At 70.6% G+C, this 26,887-nt stretch carries 26 protein-coding genes; 10 read left to right on the top strand and 16 right to left on the bottom strand.

What is annotated here, in order from left to right; all coding sequences use genetic code 11:
- Positions 1–2 precede the first annotated feature (2 nt).
- Complete coding sequence (locus ACX80U_RS15185) at positions 3–2,084, top strand: bifunctional aldolase/short-chain dehydrogenase (RefSeq protein WP_459269030.1); 2,082 nt, start codon at positions 3–5, stop codon at positions 2,082–2,084.
- Position 2,085: 1 nt separating this feature from the next.
- Positions 2,086–3,561, top strand: a complete 1,476-nt coding sequence (locus tag ACX80U_RS15180; RefSeq protein ID WP_459269029.1) for a rhamnulokinase — start codon at positions 2,086–2,088, stop codon at positions 3,559–3,561.
- A gap of 19 nt (positions 3,562–3,580) precedes the next feature.
- On the opposite strand, the gene ACX80U_RS15175 is transcribed toward ACX80U_RS15180, so the two are convergent.
- A complete protein-coding gene (locus tag ACX80U_RS15175) occupies positions 3,581–4,423 on the bottom strand; it encodes a DUF1206 domain-containing protein (protein ID WP_459269028.1) in 843 nt (280 codons plus the stop codon).
- A 279-nt stretch (positions 4,424–4,702) separates the two neighbouring features.
- Here ACX80U_RS15175 and ACX80U_RS15170 point away from each other — a divergent pair, with 279 nt between their 5' ends.
- Positions 4,703–6,262 carry a GGDEF domain-containing protein gene (locus ACX80U_RS15170; RefSeq protein ID WP_459269027.1) on the top strand — a complete coding sequence of 520 codons (1,560 nt, stop codon included), beginning with the start codon at positions 4,703–4,705 and terminating at the stop codon, positions 6,260–6,262.
- 5 nt (positions 6,263–6,267) lie between these two features.
- Here the strand turns inward: ACX80U_RS15170 and ACX80U_RS15165 are convergent, their stop codons facing one another.
- Together ACX80U_RS15165 and ACX80U_RS15160 are read right to left on the bottom strand one after the other, a co-directional pair.
- Positions 6,268–7,032: a MerR family transcriptional regulator gene (locus ACX80U_RS15165; protein WP_459269026.1), complete on the bottom strand. Its 765-nt coding sequence runs from the start codon at positions 7,030–7,032 to the stop codon at positions 6,268–6,270.
- A gap of 165 nt (positions 7,033–7,197) precedes the next feature.
- Positions 7,198–7,461 carry a hypothetical protein gene (locus ACX80U_RS15160; RefSeq protein WP_133081522.1) on the bottom strand — a complete coding sequence of 88 codons (264 nt, stop codon included), beginning with the start codon at positions 7,459–7,461 and terminating at the stop codon, positions 7,198–7,200.
- A gap of 152 nt (positions 7,462–7,613) precedes the next feature.
- Between ACX80U_RS15160 and ACX80U_RS15155 the strand changes: the two genes are divergently transcribed.
- Entirely contained in the window at positions 7,614–8,069 is a 456-nt protein-coding gene (locus tag ACX80U_RS15155; protein ID WP_459269025.1) for a helix-turn-helix domain-containing protein, read from the top strand.
- Positions 8,070–8,100: 31 nt separating this feature from the next.
- Here ACX80U_RS15155 and ACX80U_RS15150 read toward each other — a convergent pair whose 3' ends face one another.
- Positions 8,101–9,318: a PucR family transcriptional regulator gene (locus ACX80U_RS15150; protein ID WP_133081524.1), complete on the bottom strand. Its 1,218-nt coding sequence runs from the start codon at positions 9,316–9,318 to the stop codon at positions 8,101–8,103.
- A 268-nt stretch (positions 9,319–9,586) separates the two neighbouring features.
- On the opposite strand from ACX80U_RS15150, the gene ald reads away from it, so the two are divergent.
- On the top strand, positions 9,587–10,699 hold the full coding sequence (gene ald, locus ACX80U_RS15145) for an alanine dehydrogenase (protein WP_459269024.1): 1,113 nt from the start codon (positions 9,587–9,589) through the stop codon (positions 10,697–10,699).
- Positions 10,700–10,803: 104 nt separating this feature from the next.
- Here the strand turns inward: ald and ACX80U_RS15140 are convergent, their stop codons facing one another.
- Both ACX80U_RS15140 and ACX80U_RS15135 read right to left on the bottom strand, forming a co-directional pair.
- Positions 10,804–11,850, bottom strand: coding sequence for a Gfo/Idh/MocA family protein (locus tag ACX80U_RS15140; protein ID WP_459269023.1), 1,047 nt, complete (start codon positions 11,848–11,850; stop codon positions 10,804–10,806).
- 46 nt (positions 11,851–11,896) lie between these two features.
- Positions 11,897–12,529, bottom strand: coding sequence for a TetR family transcriptional regulator (locus ACX80U_RS15135; RefSeq protein WP_133081527.1), 633 nt, complete (start codon positions 12,527–12,529; stop codon positions 11,897–11,899).
- A gap of 105 nt (positions 12,530–12,634) precedes the next feature.
- Between ACX80U_RS15135 and ACX80U_RS15130 the strand changes: the two genes are divergently transcribed.
- A complete protein-coding gene (locus ACX80U_RS15130) occupies positions 12,635–13,195 on the top strand; it encodes an NAD(P)H-dependent oxidoreductase (RefSeq protein WP_459269022.1) in 561 nt (186 codons plus the stop codon).
- Positions 13,196–13,268: 73 nt separating this feature from the next.
- On the opposite strand, the gene ACX80U_RS15125 is transcribed toward ACX80U_RS15130, so the two are convergent.
- From ACX80U_RS15125 to ACX80U_RS15115, 3 genes are all read right to left on the bottom strand, one after another.
- Complete coding sequence (locus ACX80U_RS15125; RefSeq protein ID WP_459269021.1) at positions 13,269–13,439, bottom strand: hypothetical protein; 171 nt, start codon at positions 13,437–13,439, stop codon at positions 13,269–13,271.
- A 61-nt stretch (positions 13,440–13,500) separates the two neighbouring features.
- Complete coding sequence (locus ACX80U_RS15120) at positions 13,501–14,475, bottom strand: lantibiotic dehydratase C-terminal domain-containing protein (protein WP_133081529.1); 975 nt, start codon at positions 14,473–14,475, stop codon at positions 13,501–13,503.
- A gap of 83 nt (positions 14,476–14,558) precedes the next feature.
- On the bottom strand, positions 14,559–14,699 hold the full coding sequence (locus tag ACX80U_RS15115) for a hypothetical protein (protein ID WP_208739899.1): 141 nt from the start codon (positions 14,697–14,699) through the stop codon (positions 14,559–14,561).
- Between the two features lie 372 nt (positions 14,700–15,071).
- Here ACX80U_RS15115 and ACX80U_RS15110 point away from each other — a divergent pair, with 372 nt between their 5' ends.
- Together ACX80U_RS15110 and ACX80U_RS15105 are read left to right on the top strand one after the other, a co-directional pair.
- Positions 15,072–16,040 carry a LuxR C-terminal-related transcriptional regulator gene (locus ACX80U_RS15110; protein ID WP_133081530.1) on the top strand — a complete coding sequence of 323 codons (969 nt, stop codon included), beginning with the start codon at positions 15,072–15,074 and terminating at the stop codon, positions 16,038–16,040.
- Between the two features lie 88 nt (positions 16,041–16,128).
- Positions 16,129–17,424: an aminotransferase-like domain-containing protein gene (locus ACX80U_RS15105; protein WP_459269020.1), complete on the top strand. Its 1,296-nt coding sequence runs from the start codon at positions 16,129–16,131 to the stop codon at positions 17,422–17,424.
- Between the two features lie 73 nt (positions 17,425–17,497).
- Here ACX80U_RS15105 and ACX80U_RS15100 read toward each other — a convergent pair whose 3' ends face one another.
- From ACX80U_RS15100 to ACX80U_RS15070, 7 genes are all read right to left on the bottom strand, one after another.
- On the bottom strand, positions 17,498–17,722 hold the full coding sequence (locus ACX80U_RS15100) for a hypothetical protein (RefSeq protein WP_133081532.1): 225 nt from the start codon (positions 17,720–17,722) through the stop codon (positions 17,498–17,500).
- 9 nt (positions 17,723–17,731) lie between these two features.
- Positions 17,732–19,306, bottom strand: a complete 1,575-nt coding sequence (locus ACX80U_RS15095) for a dihydrolipoamide acetyltransferase family protein (protein ID WP_459269019.1) — start codon at positions 19,304–19,306, stop codon at positions 17,732–17,734.
- Between the two features lie 9 nt (positions 19,307–19,315).
- Positions 19,316–20,290 (bottom strand): transketolase C-terminal domain-containing protein, encoded by a 975-nt coding sequence (locus ACX80U_RS15090; protein ID WP_133081534.1) that lies wholly within the window; start codon positions 20,288–20,290, stop codon positions 19,316–19,318.
- A complete protein-coding gene (gene pdhA, locus ACX80U_RS15085; protein WP_459269018.1) occupies positions 20,290–21,510 on the bottom strand; it encodes a pyruvate dehydrogenase (acetyl-transferring) E1 component subunit alpha in 1,221 nt (406 codons plus the stop codon). Before pdhA ends, ACX80U_RS15090 begins: the two co-directional genes overlap by 1 nt.
- A 134-nt stretch (positions 21,511–21,644) precedes the next feature.
- A complete protein-coding gene (locus ACX80U_RS15080; protein ID WP_459269017.1) occupies positions 21,645–22,805 on the bottom strand; it encodes a histidinol-phosphate transaminase in 1,161 nt (386 codons plus the stop codon).
- A 9-nt stretch (positions 22,806–22,814) separates the two neighbouring features.
- Positions 22,815–24,083: a hypothetical protein gene (locus tag ACX80U_RS15075; protein ID WP_459269016.1), complete on the bottom strand. Its 1,269-nt coding sequence runs from the start codon at positions 24,081–24,083 to the stop codon at positions 22,815–22,817.
- On the bottom strand, positions 24,080–24,385 hold the full coding sequence (locus tag ACX80U_RS15070) for a hypothetical protein (protein WP_459269015.1): 306 nt from the start codon (positions 24,383–24,385) through the stop codon (positions 24,080–24,082). The genes ACX80U_RS15075 and ACX80U_RS15070 overlap by 4 nt, the downstream gene beginning before the upstream one ends.
- 134 nt (positions 24,386–24,519) lie before the next feature.
- Between ACX80U_RS15070 and purB the strand changes: the two genes are divergently transcribed.
- On the top strand, positions 24,520–25,950 hold the full coding sequence (gene purB, locus ACX80U_RS15065; protein WP_133081538.1) for an adenylosuccinate lyase: 1,431 nt from the start codon (positions 24,520–24,522) through the stop codon (positions 25,948–25,950).
- Between the two features lie 61 nt (positions 25,951–26,011).
- Positions 26,012–26,887, top strand: a complete 876-nt coding sequence (locus tag ACX80U_RS15060) for an endonuclease/exonuclease/phosphatase family protein (protein WP_459269014.1) — start codon at positions 26,012–26,014, stop codon at positions 26,885–26,887.

Here is a 26,887-nt window from a genome sequence, read left to right as displayed (position 1 = left end):
CAGTGACGACGACGACAGGGCCCGCGACCGGCGCCACCACGAACCCGACGGTCAATCAGACCGTGCAGGACCTCATCGAGCGCTCCAACCGCCTGGGCTCGGACAAGCGCACCACGAACTACGCCGGCGGCAACACCTCCGCGAAGGGACTGGGCTTCGACCCCGCCACCGGCGAGGACGTGGAACTGCTCTGGGTCAAGGGGTCCGGCGGCGACCTGGGCACCCTGAAGGAATCCGGTCTCGCCGTCCTGCGCCTGGACCGCATGCGGGCGCTGCGCAGCGTCTACCCCGGCGTGGAGCGTGAGGACGAGATGGTCGCGGCCTTCGACTACACGCTGCACGGCAAGGGCGGTGCCGCACCGTCGATCGACACCGCGATGCACGGCCTCGTCGACGCCGCGCACGTGGACCACCTGCACCCGGACTCGGGCATCGCGATCGCCACCGCGGCCGACGGCGAGGCACTGACCACCACGATCTTCGGGCCGAAGGTCGTCTGGGTGCCCTGGCGCCGGCCCGGTTTCCAGCTCGGACTCGACATCGCCGCCATCAAGGACGCCAACCCCGAGGCCATCGGCACGATCCTCGGCGGGCACGGCATCACGGCCTGGGGCGAGACCTCGGCCGAGGCGGAGGCGAACTCGCTCTGGATCATCGAGACCGCCGAGCGCTACATCGCCGAGCACGGCGCGGCCGAGCCCTTCGGGCCCGCCCTCGAGGGCTACGCCCCGCTGCCGGACGAGGAGCGCCGGGCCAAGGCCGCCGCCCTCGCACCGACCATCCGCGGACTCGCCTCCACCGACAAGGCCCAAGTGGGCCACTTCACCGACGACCCCCGTGTGCTGGAATTCCTCGCCTCCAGCGGGCACCCGCGCCTCGGCGCACTCGGCACGAGCTGCCCGGACCACTTCCTGCGCACCAAGGTCAAGCCGCTCGTGCTCGACCTCCCGGCCGGCGCCGACGTGGAGAGCTGCCTGCTGCGCCTGCGCGAACTGCACACCGAGTACCGGGCGGACTACGCCGCGTACTACGACCGGCACGCGACGCCGGAATCCCCCGCGATGCGCGGCGCGGACCCCGCAATCGTGCTGGTGCCCGGCGTGGGCATGTTCTCGTTCGGCACCAACAAGCAGACCGCCCGCGTCGCCGGGGAGTTCTACCTCAACGCCATCAACGTGATGCGCGGCGCCGAAGCCATCTCCGCCTACTCCCCCATCGAGGAGAGCGAGAAGTTCCGCATCGAGTACTGGGCCCTCGAGGAGGCCAAGCTCGCGCGGATGCCCAAGCCCAAGTCCCACGCGGGACGCATCGCCCTGGTGACGGGAGCGGCGTCGGGCATCGGCAAGGCCATCGCCACGCGCCTGGCCGCCGAAGGCGCGTGCGTTGTCATCGCGGACCTGAACATCGACAGCGCGGGCGCGGTGGCCGAGGAACTCGGCGGCCCCGACGTCGCCATCGGCGTCCAGGCCGACGTCACCGACCCCGCCCAGGTGCTCCAGGCCGTGCAGGCCGCCGTGCTGGCCTTCGGCGGACTGGACCTCGTGGTCAACAACGCCGGGCTGTCCATCTCCAAGCCGCTGCTCGAGACCACCGAGAAGGACTGGGACCTGCAGCACAACGTCATGGCGAAGGGCTCCTTCCTCATGTCGCAGGCCGCCGCGAAGGTGCTGATCGAGCAGGACATGGGCGGGGACATCATCTACATCTCCTCCAAGAACTCCGTGTTCGCCGGCCCCAACAACATCGCCTACAGCGCCACGAAGGCGGACCAGGCGCACCAGGTTCGCCTCCTCGCCGCCGAACTCGGCGAATACGGCGTCCGCGTCAACGGCATCAACCCCGACGGCGTGGTCCGCGGCTCCGGGATCTTCGCCGGCGGCTGGGGTGCCAAGCGCGCGGCGGTCTACGGCGTCGAGGAGGACAAGCTGGGCGAGTACTACGCCCAGCGCACCCTGCTCAAGCGCGAGGTGCTGCCGGAGAACGTCGCCAACGCGGTCGCCGTCCTGACCTCGGCCGAACTCTCGCACACCACGGGCCTGCACATCCCCGTGGACGCGGGCGTCGCCGCCGCGTTCCTGCGCTGACATGGCCGGGAGTCGGAGCGGGACCTCGGCGCAGGCGTTCGCCGCCGTCGACATCGGGGCGTCCTCCGGGCGCGTGATCCTCGGCACCATGACGGACGCGGGACCCGAACTCGTCACGGTGCACCGCTTCCCCAACGGGGTGCAGTTCCTCGGGGGCGCGCTGCGCTGGGACGTCGAGGCACTGTTCGCCGAGGTCCTGACCGGCCTCACTGCCGCGGCGGCTGCCGCGGCAGCGGCCGGGACCACGGTGACCAGCATCGGGATCGACACCTGGGCCGTGGACTACGGGCTCGTGGACGACACCGGAGCGCTCCGGCACCTGCCGTTCAGCTACCGCGACGGACGCACCGAGGCGACCATCGGCGTCGTGCACGCGGCGCTGCCGCCGGAGCGGCTCTACGCCCGCACAGGACTGCAGTTCCTGCCGTTCAACACCCTCTACCAGCTGGCTGCGGAGCGGTCCCTGTCCGGGGTCCAGGCCCTGCTGATCCCGGACCTGCTGGCCTACCGGCTCACCGGCGAGCGCCGCACCGAGGCCACGAACGCCTCCACCACCGGCCTGCTCGACGCCGCGACGGGCACGTGGGCCCAGGACCTCCTCGAAGCGCTCGGACTGTCTCCCGACCTCTTCCCGCTGCTCGTGGAGCCCGGGAGCGTGGTCGGGCACCTGCTGCCCGCCATCGCTGCGGGAACAGGGCTGCCGGAGACCACCGCCGTCGTCGCCGTCGGGTCCCACGACACCGCGTCGGCGGTGGCCGCGGTGCCGGCGGGGTCGACCCGTTTCGCCTACATCTCCTCCGGGACCTGGTCGCTCGTCGGCGTCGAGCTCGACACACCCATCCTCGGTGACGGGAGCCGCGCGGCGAACTTCACCAACGAGCGTGGTGTGGACGGCACCATCCGGTACCTGCGCAACACCGGCGGCCTCTGGCTCCTGCAGGAGTGCCTGCGCGAGTGGAGCGTCGAGGGGCCGGAGCCGGACCTCCTCGGACTGCTCGCCGCCGCAGGGGAGCTGCCCGCGGGCGGGCCCGTGATCGACACCGACAGCAACGACTTCCTCGCGCCGGACGGGATGCCGGCGCGCATCCGGCGGGCCGCGGAGGCCGCCGGCCATGCTGCGCCGTCGTCCCGGGCGGCCGTGGTGCGGTGCATCCTGGACAGTCTCGCGGAGGCCTACGCCCGCACGCTCCGGGACGCCGTCCGGCTGTCCGGACATGCCATCGATGTCATCCACGTGGTGGGTGGTGGGTCGCAGAACGCCCTGCTGTGCCAACTGACCGCGGACCGGACCGGGCTGCCGGTCCTCGCAGGTCCCGTGGAGGCGACGGCGCTCGGCAATGTCCTCGTCCAGGCGCGGGCAGCCGGTCTGGTCGCCGCCGGCCCGGGACTCACCGGGATCAGGGAGGCGGCGCGCGCCGCGGCCCGCACGGTGCGCTACGAGCCCGCGGACCTCGCGGCGCTGTCCCCGGCGGGGTAGCCGGACGGCGGCGGGAACCTCACATCCGGCCGAAGACGGAACGGATGATGGCGAACACGCCGTAGCAGACGAGTCCGATCGCGATCACCGTCAGGAAGGGGACACCGAACGGATGGTACTGGAGCGCCTTCAGGCTGCCATCCAGTCCGGTCGATTCCTGCGGATCGCGGTTCAGCCCCGCAATGACGAAGAGCCCTCCGACGAGGAGCAGAGCGAGTCCCTTGGCCACGTGCCCCACGACGCCGAGGAGGTCGATCAGCCGTCCGCGGGTGGTGTCCTCGAAAGTGCGCAGCTCCGGCCGGAAGCCGCGTCGGATCCCCTTGACGACGAAGTGCGCGCCGATGCCCAGGACGACCGCTGCGGCCACGAACACGAGCACCACACCGGGGCCCGAGGACAGGAGGGACCGCGTGAAGTCGACCGTCGACTCGGAGGAGTCCGGGCCGTCGCCGAGTCCGAACCGCGCGAAGGTCCCCGCCATGGATCCGTAGATGACCACGAGGGCACCCGACGAGATGTGCTTCCCGATCCGCTCGCCCGTCGGCAGGTGCCGCGCGCGCAGGGTGGCCTCGCTGAGCTGCCATAGCGCGAGGCCGGCGCAACCGACCGCGCAGATCCACATGATCGGCGTACCGAGTGGTCCCTCGGCGACCTCCTCGAGCGCGCCGGTCGGCTCGGCCTCGCCGTTGCCGCCGAAGGCGAGGCGCAGTGCGATGACGCCGATCAGGATGTGCACCACGGCGAGTGCCGCGAAGCCGAGTCGTGCCGCGACGTCGAGCGCACGCGTGTCGGACACCTGCTCGACCGCGTCGGCCGCCCGGGCGGTGCGTCCCCGCCCCTCGGCGCGACGGTCCGTCGTCACAGCTCCGTCCTTCCGTGCTCGCGCTGTCATGCCGCCCTGCGGGAGGACAGCCGTGATGGTTGCTCCAAGCATAGGAGAACGGACCGGGCGGGCGATCGGCGGTACCCGGCGTGCCTCGGCCGTGACCCGGCGGGATGTACGGGCGCGGCGCCCTTGAGGCGGGGCCCCCGAGGCGGCACACTGGACAAGCCAGTCCCACCCGGCACGACAGCGCGCACGATGGTCTCTCAACAACTCCTCGGTCAGTCGACAGCGCTGCCTCGACGACTTGGAGCAAGCATGTTGAACGACGACGTCGTGACAGAGGGCGGCTCGCTGCGCCTCGCGCAGGAGCGTGACCTGATCACCGTCCTCGAGGAGGTCGAGATCAGCATCGACCTCGCCGGCGCGATCGCGGAAGCCACCCAGGTCAAGGCCGTCGCGGAGTCGCTGGGGAGGTCCGACGTCGCCTTCTGGGCCGAAGTCACGGCACTCGACGCGCTGGCCCGCTCGAAGGGTTCTCCCGACGCGATGAGCCGGGGCAAGATCATCCTCGACTGGGCGACGCTGCAGGGCGATGCCCGCCTGGCCAGCCGGTGCCATGCGCTCCTCGCGATGATGAACCTGATCGCCGGCTACTCGGGTGCGGGGGCCGAACACGCCACCATCGCGGTCACTCTCCTCGACGGCACCGAGCAGCCGCGCCTGCTGGCGAAGATGCTGACCCGCCAGGCCCTCGGACTCCTCGCCGCGGGACTGCTGGAGCAGGGTTTCGACGTCTCCCGGCGGGCCCTCGCCCTGGCCGAACAGCTGGACGACCAGGAGCTGCTCTCCCGGCTCGCCTCCAATGCCTTCCATTCGGCGCTCGACGAGCTCATGCCGGATGAGGCCCGCTTCTGGCTGCAGCGGCTCGAGGGAGTCATCGCCGCATCGCCGGACCTGGAGGCGGAACTGAGCGACGTCCTCGCGCGCGGGCACCTCGCCGCCGGCCGCCCGGTGGAGGCCCTCGCCGTCCTGGAGCGGTCCGGTGACATCGGTCCGGCCGATGCCCAGCCCGAGACCCGGGCGGGCCGGATGCTCCTGCTCGCGCAGGCCCACCACGGACTGGGGAACCTTCCCGCAGCGGTCGACGCGCTGGACGAGGCCGACCGGATCACCGTGCACCATGCACTCGAGGAGGTCGCGTCCATGGTCCTCGAGGAGCGCGCCTCCGTTGCCGCGTCCAGCGGAAACCACCAGCTCGCCTACGAACTCCACCGCACGTTCCACCAGGCTGCACGGACCCGCTGGATCGAGACGCGGCGCTCGCAGGTGGACCACCTCTTCGCGGAGCAGAACGTCATCGCGGCGCTGGAGCGGGCCGAGCAGGCAGAGGCCGCGGTCGCCATCGACCCGCTCACCAAGGTACGGAACCGGCGGTGGGTCGAGGACTCCCTGCCCGACGTCGTCCGCGCCTGGCAGACCGGCGGCCCCTGGACGGGGTCCCTGGCCATCCTGGACCTGGACCACTTCAAGCAGGTCAACGACCGTTTCGGGCACCACGCGGGCGACGACGTCCTGGTCGCCGTCGCGGGGTGTCTGCAGGAGTGCCGGGGCGTCCGTGATGTCGCGCGCATCGGCGGCGAGGAGTTCCTGCTGGTCCTGCAGCAGCACGCCGACCAGGAGCAGGTGGCCCGGGACGTCCTGTCCGCCGTCCGCGCCCTGCGCTGGCCGCACGTCGATCCCGAACTGCGCCTCACGGCGAGCATCGGCTTCGCGGGGTGCGAGCAGGGGCCGGTGGCAGCCCTCCTGCGCGAGGCGGACCGCCACCTCTACCGTGCCAAGCGGGCCGGCCGGAACCGCGCCGAAGGCCCCTGGTAGTCGCTTCAGGACTGCCGGGAGAGCCACTCACCGAGCGCTGCCCGCACGAGTTCCGCCCCGCGAGTGCCGCCGTAATTGGCGGCGAAGCGCGGATCGGACACGTACATCTCCCCCAGCCCACGGATGTACTCCGCCGACAGGGACCCGTCGTCCCCGGTCGGCAGGCCGGGCACGCTGGAGAGCCAGGCGACGTGGCGCCGGGCGAGGGCCTGTGCCTCATCCCCCGCCGGGGAGACACCGCGCGCGGCGGCATCGGTCCATCCCGCGTTGAGCGCCGCGACGACGTCACCGAACGCGGCCTTCTCGTCGTCGCTCTTGCCGCGCCACCAGGAATCACCCTGCTCGTACGCGTCGCGCCCCCATCGCTGCTCGACCTCGTCCCTGTACTGCGTGTGGTCGAATCCGTTGAACATCTTCTCCGGCATCGGTTCTTCTCCCTGTTCGAGGGCCTCCACCGTGGTGAGGACCGCAGTGATCTGCCGGTCGAGCCGTTGCTGCTCGCCGCGGAGGTGGTCGAGGTGGCGGCGCAGGGCGACTGCCGGTGCGTCCGCGGATCCGTCGTCGAGCACGTCCCGGATGACCGGCAGCGGCAGCCCCAGGGACCGCAGCAGCAGGATGCGCTGGAGCCGCACGAGGGTGTCCGCGTCGTAGTACCGGTAGCCGTTGGCCCCCACACGGGACGGTTCGAGCAGCCCGACGTCGCCGTAGTGGCGCAGGGTCCTGCTCGTCGTCCCCGTCAGGCGCGCGACGGTCGTGATCGGATAGTCCACCTGTTCCCGTCCTCCCCCGGGCGCATCGGGCGCCCGTGGGAACAACGGTAGGAGTTGACGCTGTGTCAAGGTCAAGGGTTCCCCGGACACTTCGCGTGTCCACGCGCGGACGGCCGGCCCACCTCCCGGGGTCGGGCTCCTGCTATCCCTGTCCCGCTGCGCGGATCAGCTGTACCAGAACCACTGCGGCGGGCGCCATGACGCCGGCACCGCATGGGCGTTGAACGTGCCGCACTCGGAGCAGGTGTAGCTGGTGCTCGCGGGGATGAGGTCGGTGGAGTGTTCCGCCTGGCGCGCGGGGACGAACTCCTCGAAGATCAGGTAGTCGTCGGTGCGGCATCGGGGGCAGGAGGGTGCTTCGCCCATCTCGAGGGGTGAGAAGGGCGAACTGCTCGTGCGCAGGCTCCGCCCGTGATCGATTGTTGTCATAGGATTCACCGTTTCGGTCTTGCAACCGGCGCTGGGTGCAAGTAGTAAGGGTACTTATATCTAGAATATAGACGCCGCCTACGCGTTCCGGAAGCACGGAATACGTGCCGGCGGGGAGCTCGTGGAGGCCCGCCGGCTGGCACAATGGCCCTATGACGGCCAGGTCCCCGCGCTCCGCAGCGGCATTGTCCCCCGAGCAGGCGGCCCCCCTGCGGCGTGCCCTCGCAGCGAGCGGGGACGTCACCGTCTTCGTCGACGGTACGGCCCACCGGTTGCCGGACGAGGCCCAGGCAGCCGTCGTCGACCTGCTCGCGCGCCTGTCCGACGGCGACGCGGTCCAGGTGACGTCGGTCGCCGAGCTGCTGACCACCTCGCAGGCCGCAGAACTCGCCGGCATCTCGCACAGCTACCTCCGCAAACTCACCGACGCGGGAACCCTCGCGGTGGAGTACCGCGGGTCCCACCGCCGCATCCGCAGGTCCGACGTCGAGGACTGGCTCCGCAGCCAGCTGCGCCGCAGGGAAGCCTCCGCCGCGTCGACCGCTCCACCGGCAGCAGGGGATGCCACGCGAGAATCCGTGGCCGAGCCCGAGGACCTGCCCGCCTGACGGGACGCCGGCCGGATCCGTCTCCGGCCGGTCAGGACTGCTCGAACCGGGGGCGGGACCTCCACCTCCGCGCCTTCAGCGCCAGGTGCAGCTCCAGCCGCACCATCCCGGCGAGCGGGTCGACGCCGATGACCGAACGGATCCTGCTCAGCCGGTTGTAGACGCTGCTGCGATGCAGGTGCAGCTGGGCGGCCACGTCCTGCACCGAGCCGTTCTTGTCGTAGAGCAGCTCGAGCACCGGCAGGAGCTCGTCCAGGCGGTCGGCCTCGCTCAACTCGGCGAAATGCACGCTGCCGAGGGCGGGGGCCTGCCAGCCCACGGCGCCGAGGAACTGGTAGACGCCGATGTCGGAGTACGGGCAGACCCTGGCGAGGTTGGGATCCACCGCGCCCGCCTGCACCGCATGCTGCGCCTGCTGGAAAGCCTCTTCGAGGCTGCGTGGATCGGCGGCCGGTTCGCTCAGGCCGAGCACCATCCGGCCCGCGGGCCGGCCCGCCCGCTTGGCCACCTCTGCCCGGTAGCCGTCCAGGACGTGCTCCAGCACGCTGCGTCCGACCTCCGGCGCGCAGAGCAGGACGGAGAAGGCAGCGGCCCCTGCACTGAAGAGGACGGGCGCGACGCCGACGGTCGCCTGGAGTGCGAGCGTGCGGTGGAGGAGGGCTGCCTCGTGGGGGTCGTCGCCGACGCCGTCGGACAGCTCGTGCACCACCGCGAGGCGCCAGGGACCGTGCCCGCCGAGTTCGCGCCACCCCCGCAGCTCGTCGACGGCACCCGCGACGCCCCGGCACGCCGCGAGGAAGGTTGCCTCCCGCTGCGTACGCCGCGCCGAGGATGCCGTATCGGTCTCGAGGAGCAGCTCCGCGAGCCGGTCGATGGTCGGCCGGACCGAGGGGAGGACGGCGAGGATCTCGGCGGCGGGATCGTCGGTGGACTGCTGCTGCACCCAGAGGTAGCCCACCCGGAAGCCCCGCACGAGCAACGGGACGCAGACGCGTCCCAGCATGCCGAGATCGTCGTTGGCGGGGACGGCGACGGCACGCACGGCCTGCGCGATGCCGTGGCGGAGCTGCCACTCGCTGACGTCGGCGGGGACCTTCTTGCTCAGCAGGAAGTTCACGCGGACCCGGTCCGCCGAGGTCTGGTGGCTGCTGTAGGCGAGGAGCACGCCGTCGGGATCCTCGAGGGAGAGGCCGCGACCGAGCTTCTGCGCAATGGACTCGACGACATCCTCGATGGCCTGGTTCTGCACAGGCCAACACTAGGCGGAAGCGTCACCCGAAGCGACATCTGCCGCCCCGGGACCCGACATCTGTCGATGGCATTCTCCCGCCTCCGTCTGCTAGTGGCCCAGCTCACAATGCGTCACTGCCCGGGATCCCGGGCTCGACGCCGGTTCCGTCCTGACACCTCCGCTCCGAGCCGTCGGCCTGGGACCCCGGAACCCGCCCACGGGCCCCGGCGCGGTCCCTATTCTGGACCTACCCCCGTCCGCCCGATCGCACCCGTGGAGAACCCAAATGATCATCGGCGTCCCCAAAGAAGTGAAGAACAACGAGTTCCGTGTAGCCATCACCGCATCCGGCGTGCACGAGTTCCGGGCCCGCGGGCACGTCGTGCTCGTGGAACGCGGCGCCGGGATCGGCTCGAGCATCACCGACGCGGAATACGAGGCCGCCGGCGCGGAACTCGTGGAGGCGGCCGACGACGTCTGGGCACGTGCCGACATGGTGATGAAGGTCAAGGAACCCGTCGCCGCCGAGTACCACCGCTTCCGGAAGGGGCTCATCCTCTTCACCTACCTCCACCTCGCGGCGGAACCGGAACTGACCCGGGCGCTCCTCGACGCAGGCGTGACGGCCATCGCCTACGAGACCGTCCAGGACGGTCGGGCCCTCCCCCTGCTCGCACCGATGTCCGAGGTGGCCGGACGCCTGTCCGTGCAGGTGGGAGCCCAGGTGATGACAGCCCCCGCCGGGGGTCCCGGTCTGCTGCTCGGCGGCGTCGCGGGCGTCCGCGCCGCCAAGGTGGTGGTCCTCGGAGCCGGAGTCGCCGGGACCAACGCGACGGCGATGGCCGTGGGCACAGGGGCGGATGTCACCATCCTCGACATCGACATCGCACGTCTGCGCGAGCTCGACGCCCTGTACGCCGGACGCGTCCGGACCGTGGCATCGAACTCCCTCGAGATCGAGAAGTCGGTCCTCGAGGCCGACCTCGTCATCGGCTCCGTCCTCATCCCGGGAGCCCGGGCGCCGAAGCTCGTGACCAATGCGCTCGTGGCCCGCATGAAGCCGGGCAGCGTCCTCGTCGACATCGCCGTGGACCAGGGCGGGTGCTTCGAGGACTCCCGGGTCACCACGCACGAGGACCCCACGTTCACCGTCCACGGCTCGCTCTTCTACTGCGTCGGCAACATGCCGGGCGCCGTGCCGAACACCTCGACCTACGCCCTGACCAACGTGACCCTCCGCTACGCCGTCGCGCTCGCGGACAGGGGGGTGCGGGGAGCCTTCGAGACCGACGCCGCACTCGCCCGCGGGCTGAACGTCGCCGCCGGCAGGGTGGCCCACCACTCGGTGTCCCAGGCACACGGCCTGGAGCTGGCCGAGGACTGGACCCGGCTGGTCTAGTCTCCACGACAGGGTTCCGCAGCGCCGGTCCACCCGGCTCGTCCGGGGACACCCGGAAACCGGCGGGAGCACTGCCCCGGCGGGTCCCGCACGACCGGCGGGAGCTACCGGGGCCGGGCGGGGAACGACGCGTGGACCTGCTCGATGATCCGCACGACGGCGAGCGCGTCCTCGGCCGCAACCGGTACCGGCCCGCCCTCGATCGCCGCTGCGACGCCCTCGTAGAAGGACGGATAGGCGCCGGGTTCGATCGGGACCGGTTCGAGGTGCCCGTCGCGTCCGAGCAGCCCGTGCGCGCCGGCCTGCGCACCGGTCACGGTGCCAGGGGGCATCCCCGCCGCGAGCAGGCCCTCCTGCGGATCCGTGCCGAGGACGGTGAGGCCCGCGTCGTCCCCGGTCACGCGGAAGCGGGAGCGGACCTGCGGCGCGAGCGTCCCGGCGTGCAGGGTACTCGTCACACCACCGAGGTGCTGGAGCACGAGGAAGACCGTGTCGTCCGCCGTTCCTCCCGCCCGGTCGATCCGCAGGTCCGCGAACGCCGGGACGGCGGGGCCGAACAGGCTGAGCGCCTGGTCGATGAGATGCGGGCCGAGGTCGTAGAGGACTCCCCCGCCGGCACCGGGCCCGGCATCCCGCTTCCACGGCTTGGTGATGGACGGCTTCCAGGACTCCATCGCGGACTCGAAGGTCCGGATCCGGCCCAGGGCCCCCGACTCCACCGCGGACCGCACGGTGAGGTAATCGCCGTCCCACCGACGGTTGGAGAAGGGTACGAGCAGGCGCCCGGCCGCCTGCGCCGCCTCGATCAGGCGTTCGCCGTCGTCGGCGTGCACCACGAAGGGCTTGTCGAGCACCACGTGCAGCCCCCTGCCGAGGGCCGAGGCGGCCAGGGCGGCGTGGGTCGCGTTGGGCGTGCTGATCACGGCCAGGTCCAGGTCCGGCACCGCCGCGAGTGCCTCGTCGATGCTGCCGACGACGGCGGCGTCGGGGTAGGCGGTGCGGGCGGCCCGCCTGCGGTCCGCGCTGCGGACCACGACGGCGGCGAGCTCGAAGCGGGGATCGTGGGCGATCAGCGGGGCGTGGAAGACCTTGCCACCGTGGCCGAACCCGACCAGCACGGTGCTGATCGCCCCGCGAGGTCCCTGTACCACGCGACCACCGTCCTCATCTCGCCACCGGACTCGTGGCCGGCGATGTTCAGTGTACGTGGGCTCCGGCCGGGGGCTGCCCGTGCGGTCCTGACGCCAGCGACGTGACCAGCACCCGCCAGGAGGCCTGGAGCCGGGCCGTGGACATGCCCCTGGACTCCTGCAGATGGAGCAGGAGCCCAGCATTGAGGAACGCGGCCAGCTGGTAGGCGCCGAGCTCCGGATCCGGCGCTCCGATCTGGCGCAGCAGCATGGACAGGTGCAGCCGGACGAGCTGCTGCGTCGGATGCTCCAGGTCCGCACCGCCCTGCTGCTCGGCGGCCCGCAGGATCTGTCCGTCGAAGCGCATCCTCTCGATGCTCGCCTCCCCGAAGGCCACCAGCCGATCGAGGGGGAGGGCCCCCGGGCCCAGCGGTGGCGGCCCCGCCATGAAGGCCTGCTGGAACGAACGGCCCGCATGGTCGGCGAGGGCGTGCATCAGGCCCGCCCTGTTCCCGAACCGGCGGAAGACCGTCCCCTTGCCCACGCCCGCCCGCCGCGCCACGGCGTCCGTGGTCAGCTTGTCCGGACCGCAGGACGCCACGATCTCGGCCGCGGCATCGAGGAGGAGCCTCCGGTTGCGCGCGGCATCGGTCCGTTCTCCGTCGTCTCCCGGAACCCGGAGCAATCCCTCGCCCTGCATCCCGCAACTATAGCGGCGGAATAAAACGGACCACGGTCCGCTTGAACAGGACAGACGCAGTACGCGCTCCTCTTTCGTCTCGACCTCACACCCCTGGGAGAACCGATGTCCACCACGATCCTGACCCTGGTCGGCAGCCTTCGCGAAGGCTCCATCAACCGCCAGCTCGCCGAAGCCGCCGTGAAGCACGCTCCCGATTCCGTCGACGTCGTCACCTTCGACGCCCTGAGCGAGGTCCCCTTCTACAACGAGGACATCGACAACGACGTCGACCGCCCGAAGGCCGCGGACGACCTCCGCGCCGCCGCCGCGGACGCCGACGCCCTGCTGCTCGTCTCCCCCGAGTACAACGGCACCATGCCCGCCGTGCTCAAGAACGCGATCGACTGGCTGTCCCGTCCCTACGGTGCCGGTGCCATCTCGAGCAAGCCCGCCGCCGTCATCGGATCCGCCTTCGGCCAGTACGGCGGAGTCTGGGCCCACGATGAGGCCCGCCGCGCCCTCGGGGTGGCCGGAGCCTCCGTGGTCGACGACGCCAAGCTGTCCATCGGCGGCTCGATCACCCGTTTCGCCGAGCTGCACCCGAAGGACGACAGCGAAGTAGCCGGTCAGGTGAGCGAGATCCTCGCCGCCCTGGCCGGTGCCACCACACCTGTGGCGGCCTGATTCCCGTACGACGCGAAAGACGCCGGCGCACTGCGCCGGCGTCTTTCGTCGTTCCTGCCGCTGATCCGTCCCGTCAGTGCCAGAGGTTGTCCGCCCACGCGGCATCACGGAGGTAGTCCCGGGCCGGACCGATCTCCCAGAGCTGGCCCTGCGACTCGAGGACGCCGTCGTTCTGCATCGACTCGACCGCCTCGAAGGAGCACCCGAGGGCCTCCGAGAGATCGGCATCGTCAACGGCTAGCACGATGGTGTTCCTTGCATTCATGGTGCAGTCCTTCGCTCGATGGGTCGTGGCGGGACGGACCCTACTGGGGGTTGCGCGTTCCGTTCATCATGACGACCTGCGGCTTCCAGGTCCGTGCGTACAGTCCCAGTGCGGCCTCTTCGCGGGCCACGAAACCGAGACGATTGAGGGCCATGTGCGCCTGGTAGACCGTGAGGTGCTGGGCACTGCGGCTCACCCGCACCTTGTCGGCGCGGTAGAGGTAGGTATCGAGCGCCCGGTACCAGCGTCGCCGCCAGTTGAGCACCGCTGATTCGGCGGCGGTCGCGGCCATCAGGGCGTGGAATCCCGATGCCTTGGAGGCGACCTGGGCGGTCATCGCCTCACGAACGCCGGCGGCACGGGGGCCCACGTCGGCGGTGCAGGTGCGCAGGTGGCTGTCCCAGTAGAAGTCCCACGAGAGCCGCCGCCGGTCGGGCCAGCCCGCCGATCGGGGACCGCGCATCATGCTCTGGGCGGCATCGAACAGGACGAGCGCGCCGAGCGCCGAGCGGCCGTGGATACGCGGGAAGCGCTGGTTGGCCCAGACGGCGAGTTCGGAGCTGAGCTCGAAGACCTCCTCCGCCAGGTCGAGACCCTCCACGCCGCCGTACTTGACGAGATTCGCCTCCAGTTGCGGATCCGCCATCTCCTGGCCGCCGGAATAGTAGGTGTTGCCCGCAGGGGACGTGAACTGCTGCCGGACCGCCAGCAGCGGAAGGGTCCGTGCACTGCGGACCTGGAGCGCGCGCTGGAAGGCGCGGAGCCGCTCGAGGACCCGGGGATGGGCATGGATGCTGAGCCTGACCTGGCTGACGACGCCGGTGGATGCATCCTCGCACCGGGTGAAGTACCAGCGCTTCGCACCGAGTGCCTGTGCCTGCGCCACCAGCGGGGTGACCAGCTCTTCGATGATGCCGTCCGCTACATCGAAGCCACCCGTCGAGAGGGAGAGATGCCACCATTGAGTGCTGACTGTCGTTCGTGAGGCGGTTCGAACGGCTGTCACCTGACTCATGGCTCTCTCCTTCAGGGTCTGTGGTCACCCCCGCTGGGGCGGGTTCCGGGTGGGGCCGCCGGGCTCTAGTCCGGGGCTCCCTGTTACTTCGGCCAGTCCCAGCTGCTCGCCGTCGGCTGGCTCTTCGGCCAATCCCAGCTGGCTGCGCTGACGGACTGGCCTGCCGGCACAACAGCCCCCACCAGGATCAACAGGCCTGCCGTTGCGCCGAGTACCTTCTTCATGGCGATCCTTCCTTGCCCGCTGTCCGGGAGGTCGAGCTGTCCGGCACTGCGACTCCGCAGTACCCGTTTCCTTCGGGGAGCCCTCGGGCTTCCCTCTGAACCGGCTCAACCAGAATGTCCGCCGGCGGCAGGTGGTGTCCAGCGGTACGGGTGGCCGTTTGTGGACATGACGCGAAGCGGACTCGGGCGCCCGGACCGGGCGGTCGACCGGTGCGGTTTCGCGCCGGGATTCCGCGGAAAGACGGTGGAATTGTCCTCCTACGGCACGGCGGAATTGCCAGCCGCACCGAACTGTCATTAACTGGACATGTCATGTTTTTCAAGACATCGTGATGCTGCCGGCCGCCCGGTGGCCGGGGACGAGGACTGCTCATGCTGGATGCGACGTCGCTCGAGGTCTACCGGTACGCCGTCGGGCATCCCGGCTGGACGCGCGCCGATGCCTCCGAAGCGCTGGGCCTGACCCTGCGCCGCATCGACACGGCCATCGGTGAACTGTCCGGGCGGCGGCTCCTCAGCCCGCAGGCGGGCAATGGGGAGGGATTCGTGGCAGTGTCGCCCGACGTCGCCCTGGCCGATCTCGTCGACGCCGACGAGCGCGCCCTGCAGGACCTGAGGGCCCGGATCAGCGGCCGGCGCCGTGAACTCTCGAGCCTCCTCCCCACGTTCCTCGAAGCACGGAAGAGTGTCCTCGCCAGCACCTCCGTCGAGACGCTCGAGGACCCCCACCTCATCCACCGGGTCCTCATCGACTACGGTCGCGATGTCACGGAGAAGGTCTACATCGCCCAGCCAGGGCAGGGTTCGACGGCGGACGTCCACGAGGAGAGCGTGCGCAAGGACCTGGAGCTGCTGGAGAACGGGGTGCGGCGGCGGACGCTCTACGACACGAGCACGCGTGACCACGTGCCCACTCGCAAGGCCGTCGAGGCCATCGCGGCCGGCGGCGGCGAATTCGGCGTCCTGCCCTTCATCCCCCTGCGCATGCTGATCTTCGACGACAAGCTCGCCCTCGTGGGCCGCCAGCTGACCCGCGACGACAAGGCCGCCCTGGTCATCCGGGACCACAGCCTCATCAACATCTTCACGCACCTGTTCGACATCGCCTGGGAGGTCAGCGAGTCCTTCCTCGCTCCCCAGCAGGTCGAGTCACCGCTCAGCAGCATGCAGCGCTCGATCATCCAGGGCCTGGCCAACGGCCTGTCCGACGAGTCGATCGCCCGCCGCCTGGACATCAACGTGAGGACCTGCCGACGACACATCGCGTGGATGCTCGAGACCCTCCGGGCCGACAGCCGGTTCCAGGCTGCGCTCAAGGCGCGTGAGGCCGGCTGGGTCTGATCGGCACCGGCATCGGCAGCATCGGCGGGGAACGCACCATCGGTCAACAGCTGTTGCCTGACGGTGAACCCGGGCCTAGACTCTGGGCGTGACATCCTCCAGCGAAGCCTCCGCCGACCTCCTGCCCGCCGAGACCGAAGCCGCCCTCGAACGAGCAGTCGATTCCGCCAACCGCCACGATCAGCTCTTCTCGCTGCGGGCGGCCAACATCAAGCAGTCCGCGGTGCGCGATGTCTTCGACATCTCGATCCGCCCGGGCCTGGTCTCCCTCGCGGGAGGGAGTCCCTACCTGAAGTCCCTGCCGCTCGAGGACCTCGGGCGCACCGCCCAGAAGATCATCGCCGAGCACGGCCTCGAAGCCCTGCAGTACGGCGGCGGGCAGGGGATGACCGAGCTGCGCGAACTGGTCTGCGACGTCATGGCCGCGGAGGGCATCGACGGCGCCCACCCCGACGACGTCGTGATCACCACAGGCTCGCAGTCGGCGCAGGACGTCGCCGCGAAGGTCTTCTGCAATCCCGGCGACGTGATCCTGTGCGAGGACCCCACCTACGTGGGCGCCCTGAACACGTTCGAGGCCTACGAGGTCGACGTCGTCACCATCCCCATGGACGACGCCGGCCTGATCCCGGACGAGCTCGAGCGCGTCATCACCGAGCTCGAGGCGCAGGGCCGCGCCATCAAACTGCTCTACACCATCCCCAGCTTCAACAACCCGAGCGGCATCACACTGGCTGCCGAGCGTCGCCAGCGCGTCGTCGACATCTGCCGCGCCCATACCATCCTCGTGCTCGAGGACAACCCCTACGGCATGCTCCGGTTCGACGGCGAACCCCTGAAGCCCATGCGCGCCGACAACCCCGACGACGTGATCTACCTCGGCTCCTTCTCGAAGATCTTCGCCCCCGGGGTGCGGCTCGGCTGGGCACTGGTGCCCAAGCACCTCTACCGCCGGTTCTACCTCGCCTGTGAAGCCGTGGTGCTGTGCCCGTCCCCGCTCACGCAGATGCTCGTGACCGCCTACCTCACCGAGTACGACTGGCAGGGACACCTGCGCACCATGCGCAGCCTCTACCGCGAGCGGTGCGACGCCATGCTGGGCGCGCTCGCCGAGGAACTCCCGGAGGGGGTCCACTGGACCAACCCCGACGGCGGGTTCTTCGTCTGGGTCACCCTGCCGGAGGGCATCGACACCTATCCCCTGCTGTACAAGGCGATCGACGCCGGCGTCGTGTTCATCCCCGGAGCCGCATTCACGCCGTCGGACGATCCCTCCAACAAGCTCCGCCTCGCCTTCAGCGCCGTGGCGCCGGAGGACATCGTCGAGGGCGTACGGCGCCTCGCGCCGATCCTGCGCGAGGCGATCGAGGACAACCGACGCTGATGCGGTAGCGCCGGCGTCCGGTCCTTCGACCGCCGACGGTACGCACGCGCCCGGCCCTCCCGACGCGGGACCGTCAGCGGGGCGGGCGCTTCTGCTGGCGCAGCGTCACCGCGATCGAGATGAGGGCGGCTCCGATCACGAGGATGGACAGCCGCGCCACGGTGCCGAGACCCGGGAAGGCCAGCTGCAGGACGGTCGACGCTAGGAACCCGAGTGCGACGACGAGCAGGAGCCGGCTCAGCGGATAGCGCGCGCGGGGCCGGCGGCCGGGCCCCTCACCGGGCAGCTGCTGGTTCATGAGCCCACCCTAGTCGAGCAGCAGTGCCGGCTCCTCGAGGATGGAGGCGACGTCGGCCATGAACCGTGCGCTCAGGTCGCCATCGACCACGCGGTGGTCGAAGGACCCTCCGAGCGTGGTGATCCAACGGGGGATGACCTCGCCGTCGAGGACCCAGGGCTTCTGCTTGATGGTGCCGAACGCGACGATCGCCACCTCCCCCGGGTTGATGATCGGCGTTCCCGTGTCGATGCCGAGGGCACCGATGTTGGTGATCGTCAGCGTGCCGCCCTGCATCTGGGCCGGCTGTGTCCTGCCGGCGCGCGCCGTCGTCGCCAGGTCGTTCAGCGCCAGCGCCAGCTCCTTGAGCGAGAGGTCCTGCGCGTCCTTGATGTTCGGCACCATGAGGCCCCGGGGCGTGGCGGCCGCGATCCCGAGGTTCATGAAGTGCTTGACGAGGATCTCGTCATCGGTCCAGGTCGCGTTGACGGAGGGATTGCGGGCCGCAGCCCAGATGACGGCCTTCGCGAGGATCAGCAGCGGCGAGACCTTGATGCCCTCGAAGTCACGCGACGCCTTCAGCCGCTTGACGAACTCCATGGTGCGGGACGCATCGACGTCCACGAAGATGCTCACGTGCGGAGCCGTGAAGGCGCTCTGCACCATCGCCCTCGCCGTGGCCCTGCGGACGCCCTTCACCGGGATGCGCTCGATGCGCCCTCCGCCCAGGAGCTTGCGGTCGGCCCAGAAGGACGGGGCGCCGTCCTGTTCGGCGTCGCGCTGGGACTGGTAGCTCATGAGGTCCTGCTTGGTGACCTCGCCCGCCGAACCCGTGGCCGGGACGTCGGCGAGGTTGATCCCGAGGTCGCGCGCGGCCTTGCGGACCGGAGGCTTCGCCAGCACGCGGTTGATCAGCTGGTTGAGCGGATTCGTCCGAGCGGCCGGCTCGGCCTCCGGCCGATCCTGGCTGCCGGCCGGAGGCTCCGGCGGCGCCTGCGGGACGGGTCCCGGTCGTGCGGGGGCCTGTGCGGGGCTGGGCGGCACCGGAAGGCCCGCAGCGGGCGCCTGTGCTTTCCGCGGCCTGCGCTTCACCGCGTCGGCCTTCGGGCCGGTGCCCACGAGGGGACCCGGTGCCGCATCCGGTGCCGCGGCTCCCGGTCGGTCCGCGTCGGCGCCCGGGCGCGACGGGTGGCCCTGTTCGAGCCCTCCGAGCTCCCCCGGCATGCCGGGTACCGGCACGTCGTCCCCGGCTGCCGATTGCTGGTCGCCGTCGTGCCCTGCCGCGTCCGTACCCGCGCCGGCACCGTCGCGCTGGGGCGCACCGGTGCGCTCTCCGCCGTCGCTCCCGACGCCCGGGCCGGAGGCCGCGTCCTCGACCGAGATGATCGGCGTGCCCACCTCGATGGTCTCGCCCTCGGCCACGAGCAGCTCCGACACCGTTCCCGCGTAGGGCGAGGAGAGTTCGACGAGGGACTTCGCGGTCTCGATCTCGCAGATGATGTCGTTGACGGACACCGTGGCGCCGGGGGCCACCTTCCACTGCACGATCTCTGCCTCGGTGAGGCCCTCACCGACGTCGGGCAGGTTGAACGTATTGAGGGTCATGATGGTCCTTCAGTATGCGAAGGCACGGTCGAGTGCCTCGAGGATGCGGTCGATGTCCGGCAGGTACTGCTCCTCCACGCGGGCCACGGGATAGGGCATGTGGAAGCCGCCCACGCGGATGACGGGTGCTTCGAGGGAGAGGAACGCCCGCTCGGAGATCCGTGCGGCGATCTCCCCGCCGATGCCGCCGAACGTGGGGGCCTCGTGCGCTACGACCAGCCGGCCCGTCCGCGTCACCGACTCCGTGACGGTGTCGAAGTCGATCGGCGAGATGGAGCGGAGGTCGATGACCTCGATGCTCCGGCCGTCCTCCTCGGCAGCGGCGGCCGCCGCGAGGGCCACGGGCACCAGCGGCCCGTAGGCGACGACGGTAGCGTCCGTTCCGCGGCGCAGGACCTGGGCGGAGAACGGGTCCGCGGTGGGAGCCGCGGTGTCCACCTCGCCCTTGAGCCAGTAGCGCCGCTTCGGCTCGAAGACGATCACGGGGTCCTCGCAGGTGACCGCCTGCTGGATCATCCAGTAGGCGTCCTGTGCGTTGGACGGCGTGATGATCCGCAGCCCGGCGGTGTGGGCGAAGAGCGCCTCGGGCGACTCGGAGTGGTGCTCGACGCTGCCGATGCCCCCGCCGTAGGGGATCCGGATGACCACGGGCGCGCTGAGCATGCCGTCACTGCGGGTGCGGAGCTTCGCGAGCTGCGTGGTGATCTGGTTGAAGCCGGGGAAGACGAATCCGTCGAACTGGATCTCGCAGATGGGGCGGTAGCCGCGCAGGGCCAGCCCGATCGCGGTCCCGATGATGCCCGATTCCGCCAGCGGCGAGTCGACGACGCGCAGGGCCCCGAAGTCCTTCTTGAGGCCGTCTGTGACGCGGTACACCCCGCCGAGCTCCCCGATGTCCTCGCCCATGAGCAGGGTCTTCGGGTCGTTCGCGAGCGACGCGCGCAGGCCCTCGTTGATCGCCTTCGCGATGGTCATCGTCGCCATCAGGCGTGCTTCCCTTCATCGGCGAATCCGGCTTCGTACTGCTCGAAGAAGCGCAGCTCCTCCTGGATCAGCGGATGCGGTTCCGCGTACACCGCGGCGAAGCGGTCGGCGAGATCCGGAGCCGTCATGGACAGCACCGCCTCGCGCAGCCCGGTGGCCATGGTGCGGGCCTCGGCGCCGAGGTCCTCGAAGAACGCGTCGTCGGCCATGCCGGTCGAGCGGAGGTGGGCCTCGAGGCGGACCAGGGGGTCCCGGGGCTGCCATTCCTGCTCGTCGTGCGACAACCGGTACTTCGTGGGGTCGTCCGCCGTGGTGTGCGCGCTCATGCGGTAGGTGTACGCCTCGATCAGCACCGGCCCCTTGCCGGACCGCGCGTGCTCGAGCGCCCACCGCGTGACCGCTTCGACGGCGACGACGTCGTTGCCGTCGACCCGGATGCCCGGGAACCCGTAGCCCTCGGCCCGCTGCGCGAGGGGCACCCGGGTCTGGACCGTCGAGGGGACGGAGATGGCCCACTGGTTGTTCTGGCAGAAGAACACCACGGGCGCGTCGAAGGACGCGGCGAACACCATGGATTCGTGGATGTCACCCTCGGAGCTCGCGCCGTCGCCGAAGTAGGCGATCGAGGCCGCGGGCGGGAGGGAGGGGTCGGCCAGCTGGTCGCGCTGCATCCCCATCGCGTAGCCGACGGCGTGCAGGGACTGCGCCGCCAGCACCAGCGTGTAGAGGTGGAAGTTCCGCTCCCGGGGGTCCCAGCCGCCGTTGGTCACGCCCCGGAACAGGCGGAGGATCTCGGCGAGTTCGACGCCGCGGGTGAGGGCGACGCCGTGCTCCCGGTAGGTGGGGAAGGCGTAGTCCTGCGGCTCGAGGGCACGGCCGGAGCCGATCTGTGCGGCTTCCTGGCCCGTGAGCGGCACCCAGAGGGCCAATTGGCCCTGGCGCTGCAGCGCCGTCGACTCCTGGTCGAAGCGCCGGATCAGGAACATGTCGCGGTACAGGGAACGCAGGTGGTCGGGGTCGGACGTCGAGAGGTAGGGGGAGAAGTCGACCGGACGGCCGGCGACCTCTGCGCTCAGTCCTGCCGCCATGGTGCCGTCGGCCGCGAGGACCTGGAGCATGTCGATGCCCGGCTCCCGCCGGCTGTCCGCCTCCGCGGGATGCGCAGCCCGCACGACTTCCTCGACCTCGAACTCCGCTGTCGGCAATCGGTTGCCGTTCATACTGCTCCTTACCCGACGCTGTACATTCCTCAATGAGAATGTATGTAGCAAGTCATACATCGGAGAACATATCTTCCGACGACATACTGACCAAGACTAGTCAGCACGTGCCCTCGGGCCTATTTAAGACGACCTCAACCGGCAGCGGGTCGATGCGTGTAGCCTCTGCACAGTTCCAGGAACCGCGTGTTCGCGGCCTCCTCGCCGATGGACACCCGCACTCCCTCCGAGCCGAAGGCACGCACCGACAATGCCTGCTCGCCGGCTTTGGCGGCGAAATCCTGCGCGTGCTCGCCGAGCGCCAGCCACACGAAATTGCCCTCGGCCTCGGGGATGCTCCACCCCAGCCCGCGGAGCCCGTCGACCACGCGGTCGCGTTCGTCCACGATGGACTGCACGCGCGCCTCGACCTCGTCGATGTGGCGCAGCGAGGTCACGGCGGCGTGCTCGGCGATCTGGGAGACGGCGAACGGGACGGCGCTGACCCTCAGGTGCTCGGTGAGCGCCTGCTGCGAGACGGAGTAGCCGACCCGCAGGCCTGCCAGGCCGTGTGCCTTGGAGAACGTCCGGAGCACGATGACGTTCGGGTGGTCCCGGTAGAGGGCGATCCCGTCGACCGCGTCCGGGCGCCGCACGAACTCCTGGTACGCCTCGTCGATGACGACCACGATGTGCGCGGGGACCTTCCCCAGGAAATCGACCACGTCCTGGCGCGTCAGGATGGGCCCGGTGGGGTTGTTCGGCGTGCACAGCAGGATGACGCGGGTGCGGTCCGTGACGGCGGCAGCCATCGCGTCGAGGTCGTGCGTGCCGTCCGCCCGGACCGGCACCTGGACGCCGGCTGCTCCGGCGAGCCCCACGCTGATGGGATAGGCCTCGAAGGAACGCCAGGCGTACACCACCTCGTCGGGGGCGTCGAAGTCGTTCTGGCCGGCGAAGGTCGCGAGGATCTGGTTGAGGGCGCCCAGGCTGCCCGCCCCGGTCACGATGTCGGTGGCGGGAACGCCCAGATAGCCGGCCAGCTCGGTCCGGAGGGCCGTGGTCAGCGGATCCGGGTAGCGGTTGATCGCGGTCTCGGAGGCGATCGCCTCGAGCACGGCGGGCAGGGGCGGCAGCGGGTTCTCGTTCGACGAGAGCTTGAAGCTCTCCATCCCCTCGACGACGACGGGGGGTTTCCCGGCCACGTAGCGGGGAAGCCGTCCGAGGACGCTTCGGGGATGGACGGCGGCCGGCGCGCGGTCCGCAGCGGACAGGTCATCGGAGGGCGTTGCCGGCAGGTCATCGATCGACGTCATGGAGACAGCCTAGACCGGGTGCCTGCGCCCCGCGCGGGACCTGGGAGGCTTCGCCGGTCCGGGACGCCGGGCCGCTGTGAAGGACGACCGGCCAGCCGTCCCTGCGGCGCCGGCGGTGGCGAGCAGGGCCGCGGCGGGGACCAGGGACGGTGCGTCACTCGAATCCACGAACCGCGCCCCCGCCGCGTAGTTCTCCAGTTTGTGCGCCGGGCCGAGGCCCCAGGGTTCGGAGGAGCCGTCGTCCCGACGGGTCAGGGCCGGCACCGGATTGCCGAGCGTCACGGTGGTGCGGTGGCGGCCCTCCTCGTTCGCCGTCATGTCGAGCTCGGGCACGGCATCCGCGCGGTGCTCGAGGTGGAGGTACTCGCTGTCGCCGGATGCATGCCATCCCGTGGGAGAGCCCGCCGTCAGGACGAGCTGGACGTCGTAGCGTCGGTCCACCGCCCCCGGCCCGGCCAGGTTCACGGCGTGGAGCCCGCCCTGGCTGTAGCCCGCGATGATCAGGGCATCGCCCGACGCCGCGCCCGCCCGGTCGAGCGCTTCCAGGACGGCCGCCTCGGTGAAGCGGCTGTCCTCTGCCAGGGCTTCCGCGATGCCTCCTTCATCGAAGGGATTGCTGCCGGCGGCACCTTCGGCCGTTCCCACCTGTGTTCCCGGCAGGACGACGACGTACACCGGCCGGTCCTCCCTGCCGGCACGGAGCACCTCGAACGTCCCGGGTTCCTCGGCCTCGACGGCTGCCATCCGGTCGATGATCCCTTCCACGGTCCCGTCGAAGGGGACGGTGTCGCCGACCGCCCCGGCTCGCAGCGAGATGGGGCCGACCTCCAGCAGGTCCGCGTCGATGGCCGAGCGTGCCGCAGCCCGTGCCGCTGCGCCGCTCCCGGCCCGGACGGCTTCGAGGGCCGCGACGGCAGCTCGGTCCGCGACGGCATAGGCGGTCAGGCTCGCCCGGAGCCGTTCCTCGGTCGAGGCCAGGGCGCGGCCGTTGTCCGTCGCGGCGGTCCACGCCGCGTCGAGGGAGGCGAGCGCGTTCCCGTAGTGGTGGCCCGCCAGGCTCCCGAGAGGCTGGAGGTGCAGGACCGACCGGGGGAGCTCGCTGACATCCCACCGGAGGTAGCCGAGAGCCGTGGCCACGTCCCCTGTATCCGTGGCGAGCAGCGAGAGGATCCGCGCAGCCTCCTCGAGCTCCTCCCACTGGAACCGGATCCCGCCGACACCGCCCCGGACGGTCAGCGGGCCGTCGTTCCCCTCGACGGGACGGAGCGCGCCGGTCACTGCCCCGCCTGATGGCGGAGCATCTCTGCGTCGCGGACCAGCCGCCCGCACTCACGGAGGTCAGCGGCTGCAGACTCGAGCAGGTCGATCGTGCGGGACAGCTCGAGGCAGCGCTCGGACAGGTAGGACCTGAAATTCCTCCCCGCCGGGGATTCCCAGGACAGCAGGCTGACGGCCAGCGCATGCCGACGGATCTCTCCCAGGTCTGCCGCGTGCCGCCGCAGGGCGCCCTCCATCGCGGGAATGTCCGAGCCGGCCGTCACCGGTCCGCCTCGCGTGCCCGCCTCCGGCCGACCGTCCATCGGAGTCCCCTCCCGTCACCGTGCCCCTGCGGTACGCCCAACGCTAGGAGCGCGCCGTGGCGGCATCGGAGCGCCGTCCCGGTATGTGGACAGCGGGGTGAGGACCGCTGCCCGCTCCGTGAAAGAATGGCGCAATGGCTGACTCCGCGCTCTCCCGGGTTGAATTCGCTGCACTGTCCCGAGGGGAGGGGACGTCCCTGACCCTCGGCCCACTCGACGGCCGGTACCGCGAGGCGGTCGCTCCCCTGATCGACTTCCTCTCGGAGGCGGCACTCAACCGCGACCGGGTCCACGTCGAGGTCGAATGGCTGATCCACCTGACCCGCCGGTCCGTGCTGCCCGGGACCGAGCCGCTGGGCGAGGAGCAGGAGGCCCGGCTCCGGGCCATCGTCACGTCCTTCGACGCCGACTCGGTCGCCGAACTCGGCGAGATCGAGGCCGTCACCGTCCACGACGTCAAGGCCGTGGAGTACTTCATCGGGCGGCGGCTCGAAGGGATCGGCATCGGGCACCTGAAGCCCCTCGTCCACTTCGGCTGCACCTCCGAGGACATCAACAACCTCTCGTACGCCCTCGGCATCAAGGGCGCGGTCCTCGACATCTGGCTTCCCGCCGCACGGAGCCTCGTCGCGTCCGTCGCGGACCTGGCGCGGACCTCGAGGGACACCCCGATGCTCTCCCGGACGCACGGCCAGCCCGCCACGCCCACCACCCTGGGCAAGGAGATGGCCGTCGTCGCGCACCGGTTGACCCGCCAGCTCGACCGCATCGCCGCGACGGAGTTCCTCGGCAAGATCAACGGTGCCACCGGCACCTACGCGGCGCACTACGCCTCCGTCCCCCAGGCGGACTGGCAGGACGTCTCCCGGTCCTTCGTGGAGGGACTCGGACTCGACTGGAACCCCCTGACCACGCAGATCGAGTCCCACGACTGGCAGGCGGAGCTCTACTCGGACGTCGCGCGCTTCAACCGGATCCTGCACAACTTCTGCACCGACGTCTGGAGCTACATCTCCATCGGCTACTTCGCCCAGGTCCCGGTGGCCGGAGCGACGGGCTCCTCGACCATGCCCCACAAGGTCAACCCGATCCGCTTCGAGAACGCCGAAGCCAACCTGGAGATCTCCTCGGCCCTGCTCGACGTCCTGGCGTCGACCCTCGTGACCTCGCGGTGGCAGCGGGACCTCACGGATTCCTCGAGCCAGCGCAACATCGGCGTGGCGCTCGGACACTCCCTGCTCGCCATCTCGAACGTCGCCAAGGGACTCGCCCGCCTCGATGTGGCCGAGGACGTCCTCGCGGCGGACCTCGACGGGAACTGGGAAGTCCTCGGCGAGGCCGTGCAGATGGTCATGCGGGCAGAGGCGATCGCGGGTGTCCAGGGGCTCGACGATCCGTACGAGCGGCTCAAGGAGCTCACCCGCGGGCACCGGGTGGACGCCGGGCGCATGCGGGAGTTCGTCAGCGGCCTCGGACTGAGCGAGGACGCCGAGCAGCGGCTCCTGGAGCTCTCCCCCGCCCTCTACACCGGCATCGCCTCCGACCTCGTGGACCATCTGGGCTGACCGACGCCGGCGCAGGAGCCGGGCAGCAGTTCCGATCCACGCGCCCCACCGGGAAGGCTCCATGCCAAGCACACCAGCACCACTGATCCGGGCCGACCGGACACTGCTCCATGTCATGAGCTTCAACATCCGGTACGACCGCCCCGCGTCCGAGCCGGGCGAGGTGGACTACTGGCCGGACAGGATCGCCCCGCTGCAGGACCTGCTGCGCCGGGAGGTCCCGGCGGTCCTCGGGGTGCAGGAAGCCCTCCACCACCAGCTGGTGGTCATCGAGGCCGCCCTGCCTCCGCACTACCGCCGGATCGGCATGGGCCGCGAGGGCGGTAGCCGCGGGGAGTACTCGGCGATCTTCTACGACGCCGCGCGGCTGCAGCTCATCGAGTGGGACCAGTTCTGGCTCTCCGACACCCCGCGGCTGATCGGCTCGTGCACGTGGGGAAACGGTGTCACGCGCATCGTCACCTGGGGGCGGTTCCATGATGCCGTGGCGGACCGCGAGGTCCTCCTGGTCAACACGCACTTCGACCACGAGTCCGACTCCGCGCGGGTGCGCAGCGCCGCCGCCGTGCTGGACCTCGTGACCTTCTTCCGCCCACGGCTGCCCACCATCGTGCTGGGGGACTTCAATTCCGACGCCGGCTCGTCCCCCGCGTACCGGAGCTTCCTCCAGTCCGGTGTCCTGGGCGACGCCTGGGTCCTGGCGGACGAGCACCTCACCCCCGCGTACGGGACGGTCCCGCGCTACGGGCACCCGGTGGAGGGCGGCCGCCGCGTCGACTGGATCCTGACGACGCCCGACGTGCTGGTGCGCCAGGCCGCCGTCAACACGTCGACGCTGGACGGCACGTTCCCCAGCGACCATCTGCCCGTCCAGGCCCTCGTGGACATACCCCGCCGCCGGACGCCGACCGTCTCCTCCACCGCCGCGATCCTCTAG

Source organism: Arthrobacter sp. TmT3-37, assembly GCF_054510835.1.
Note: the sequence above shows the minus strand (reverse complement) of the source record. Positions and strands in the feature narration are given on the sequence as shown.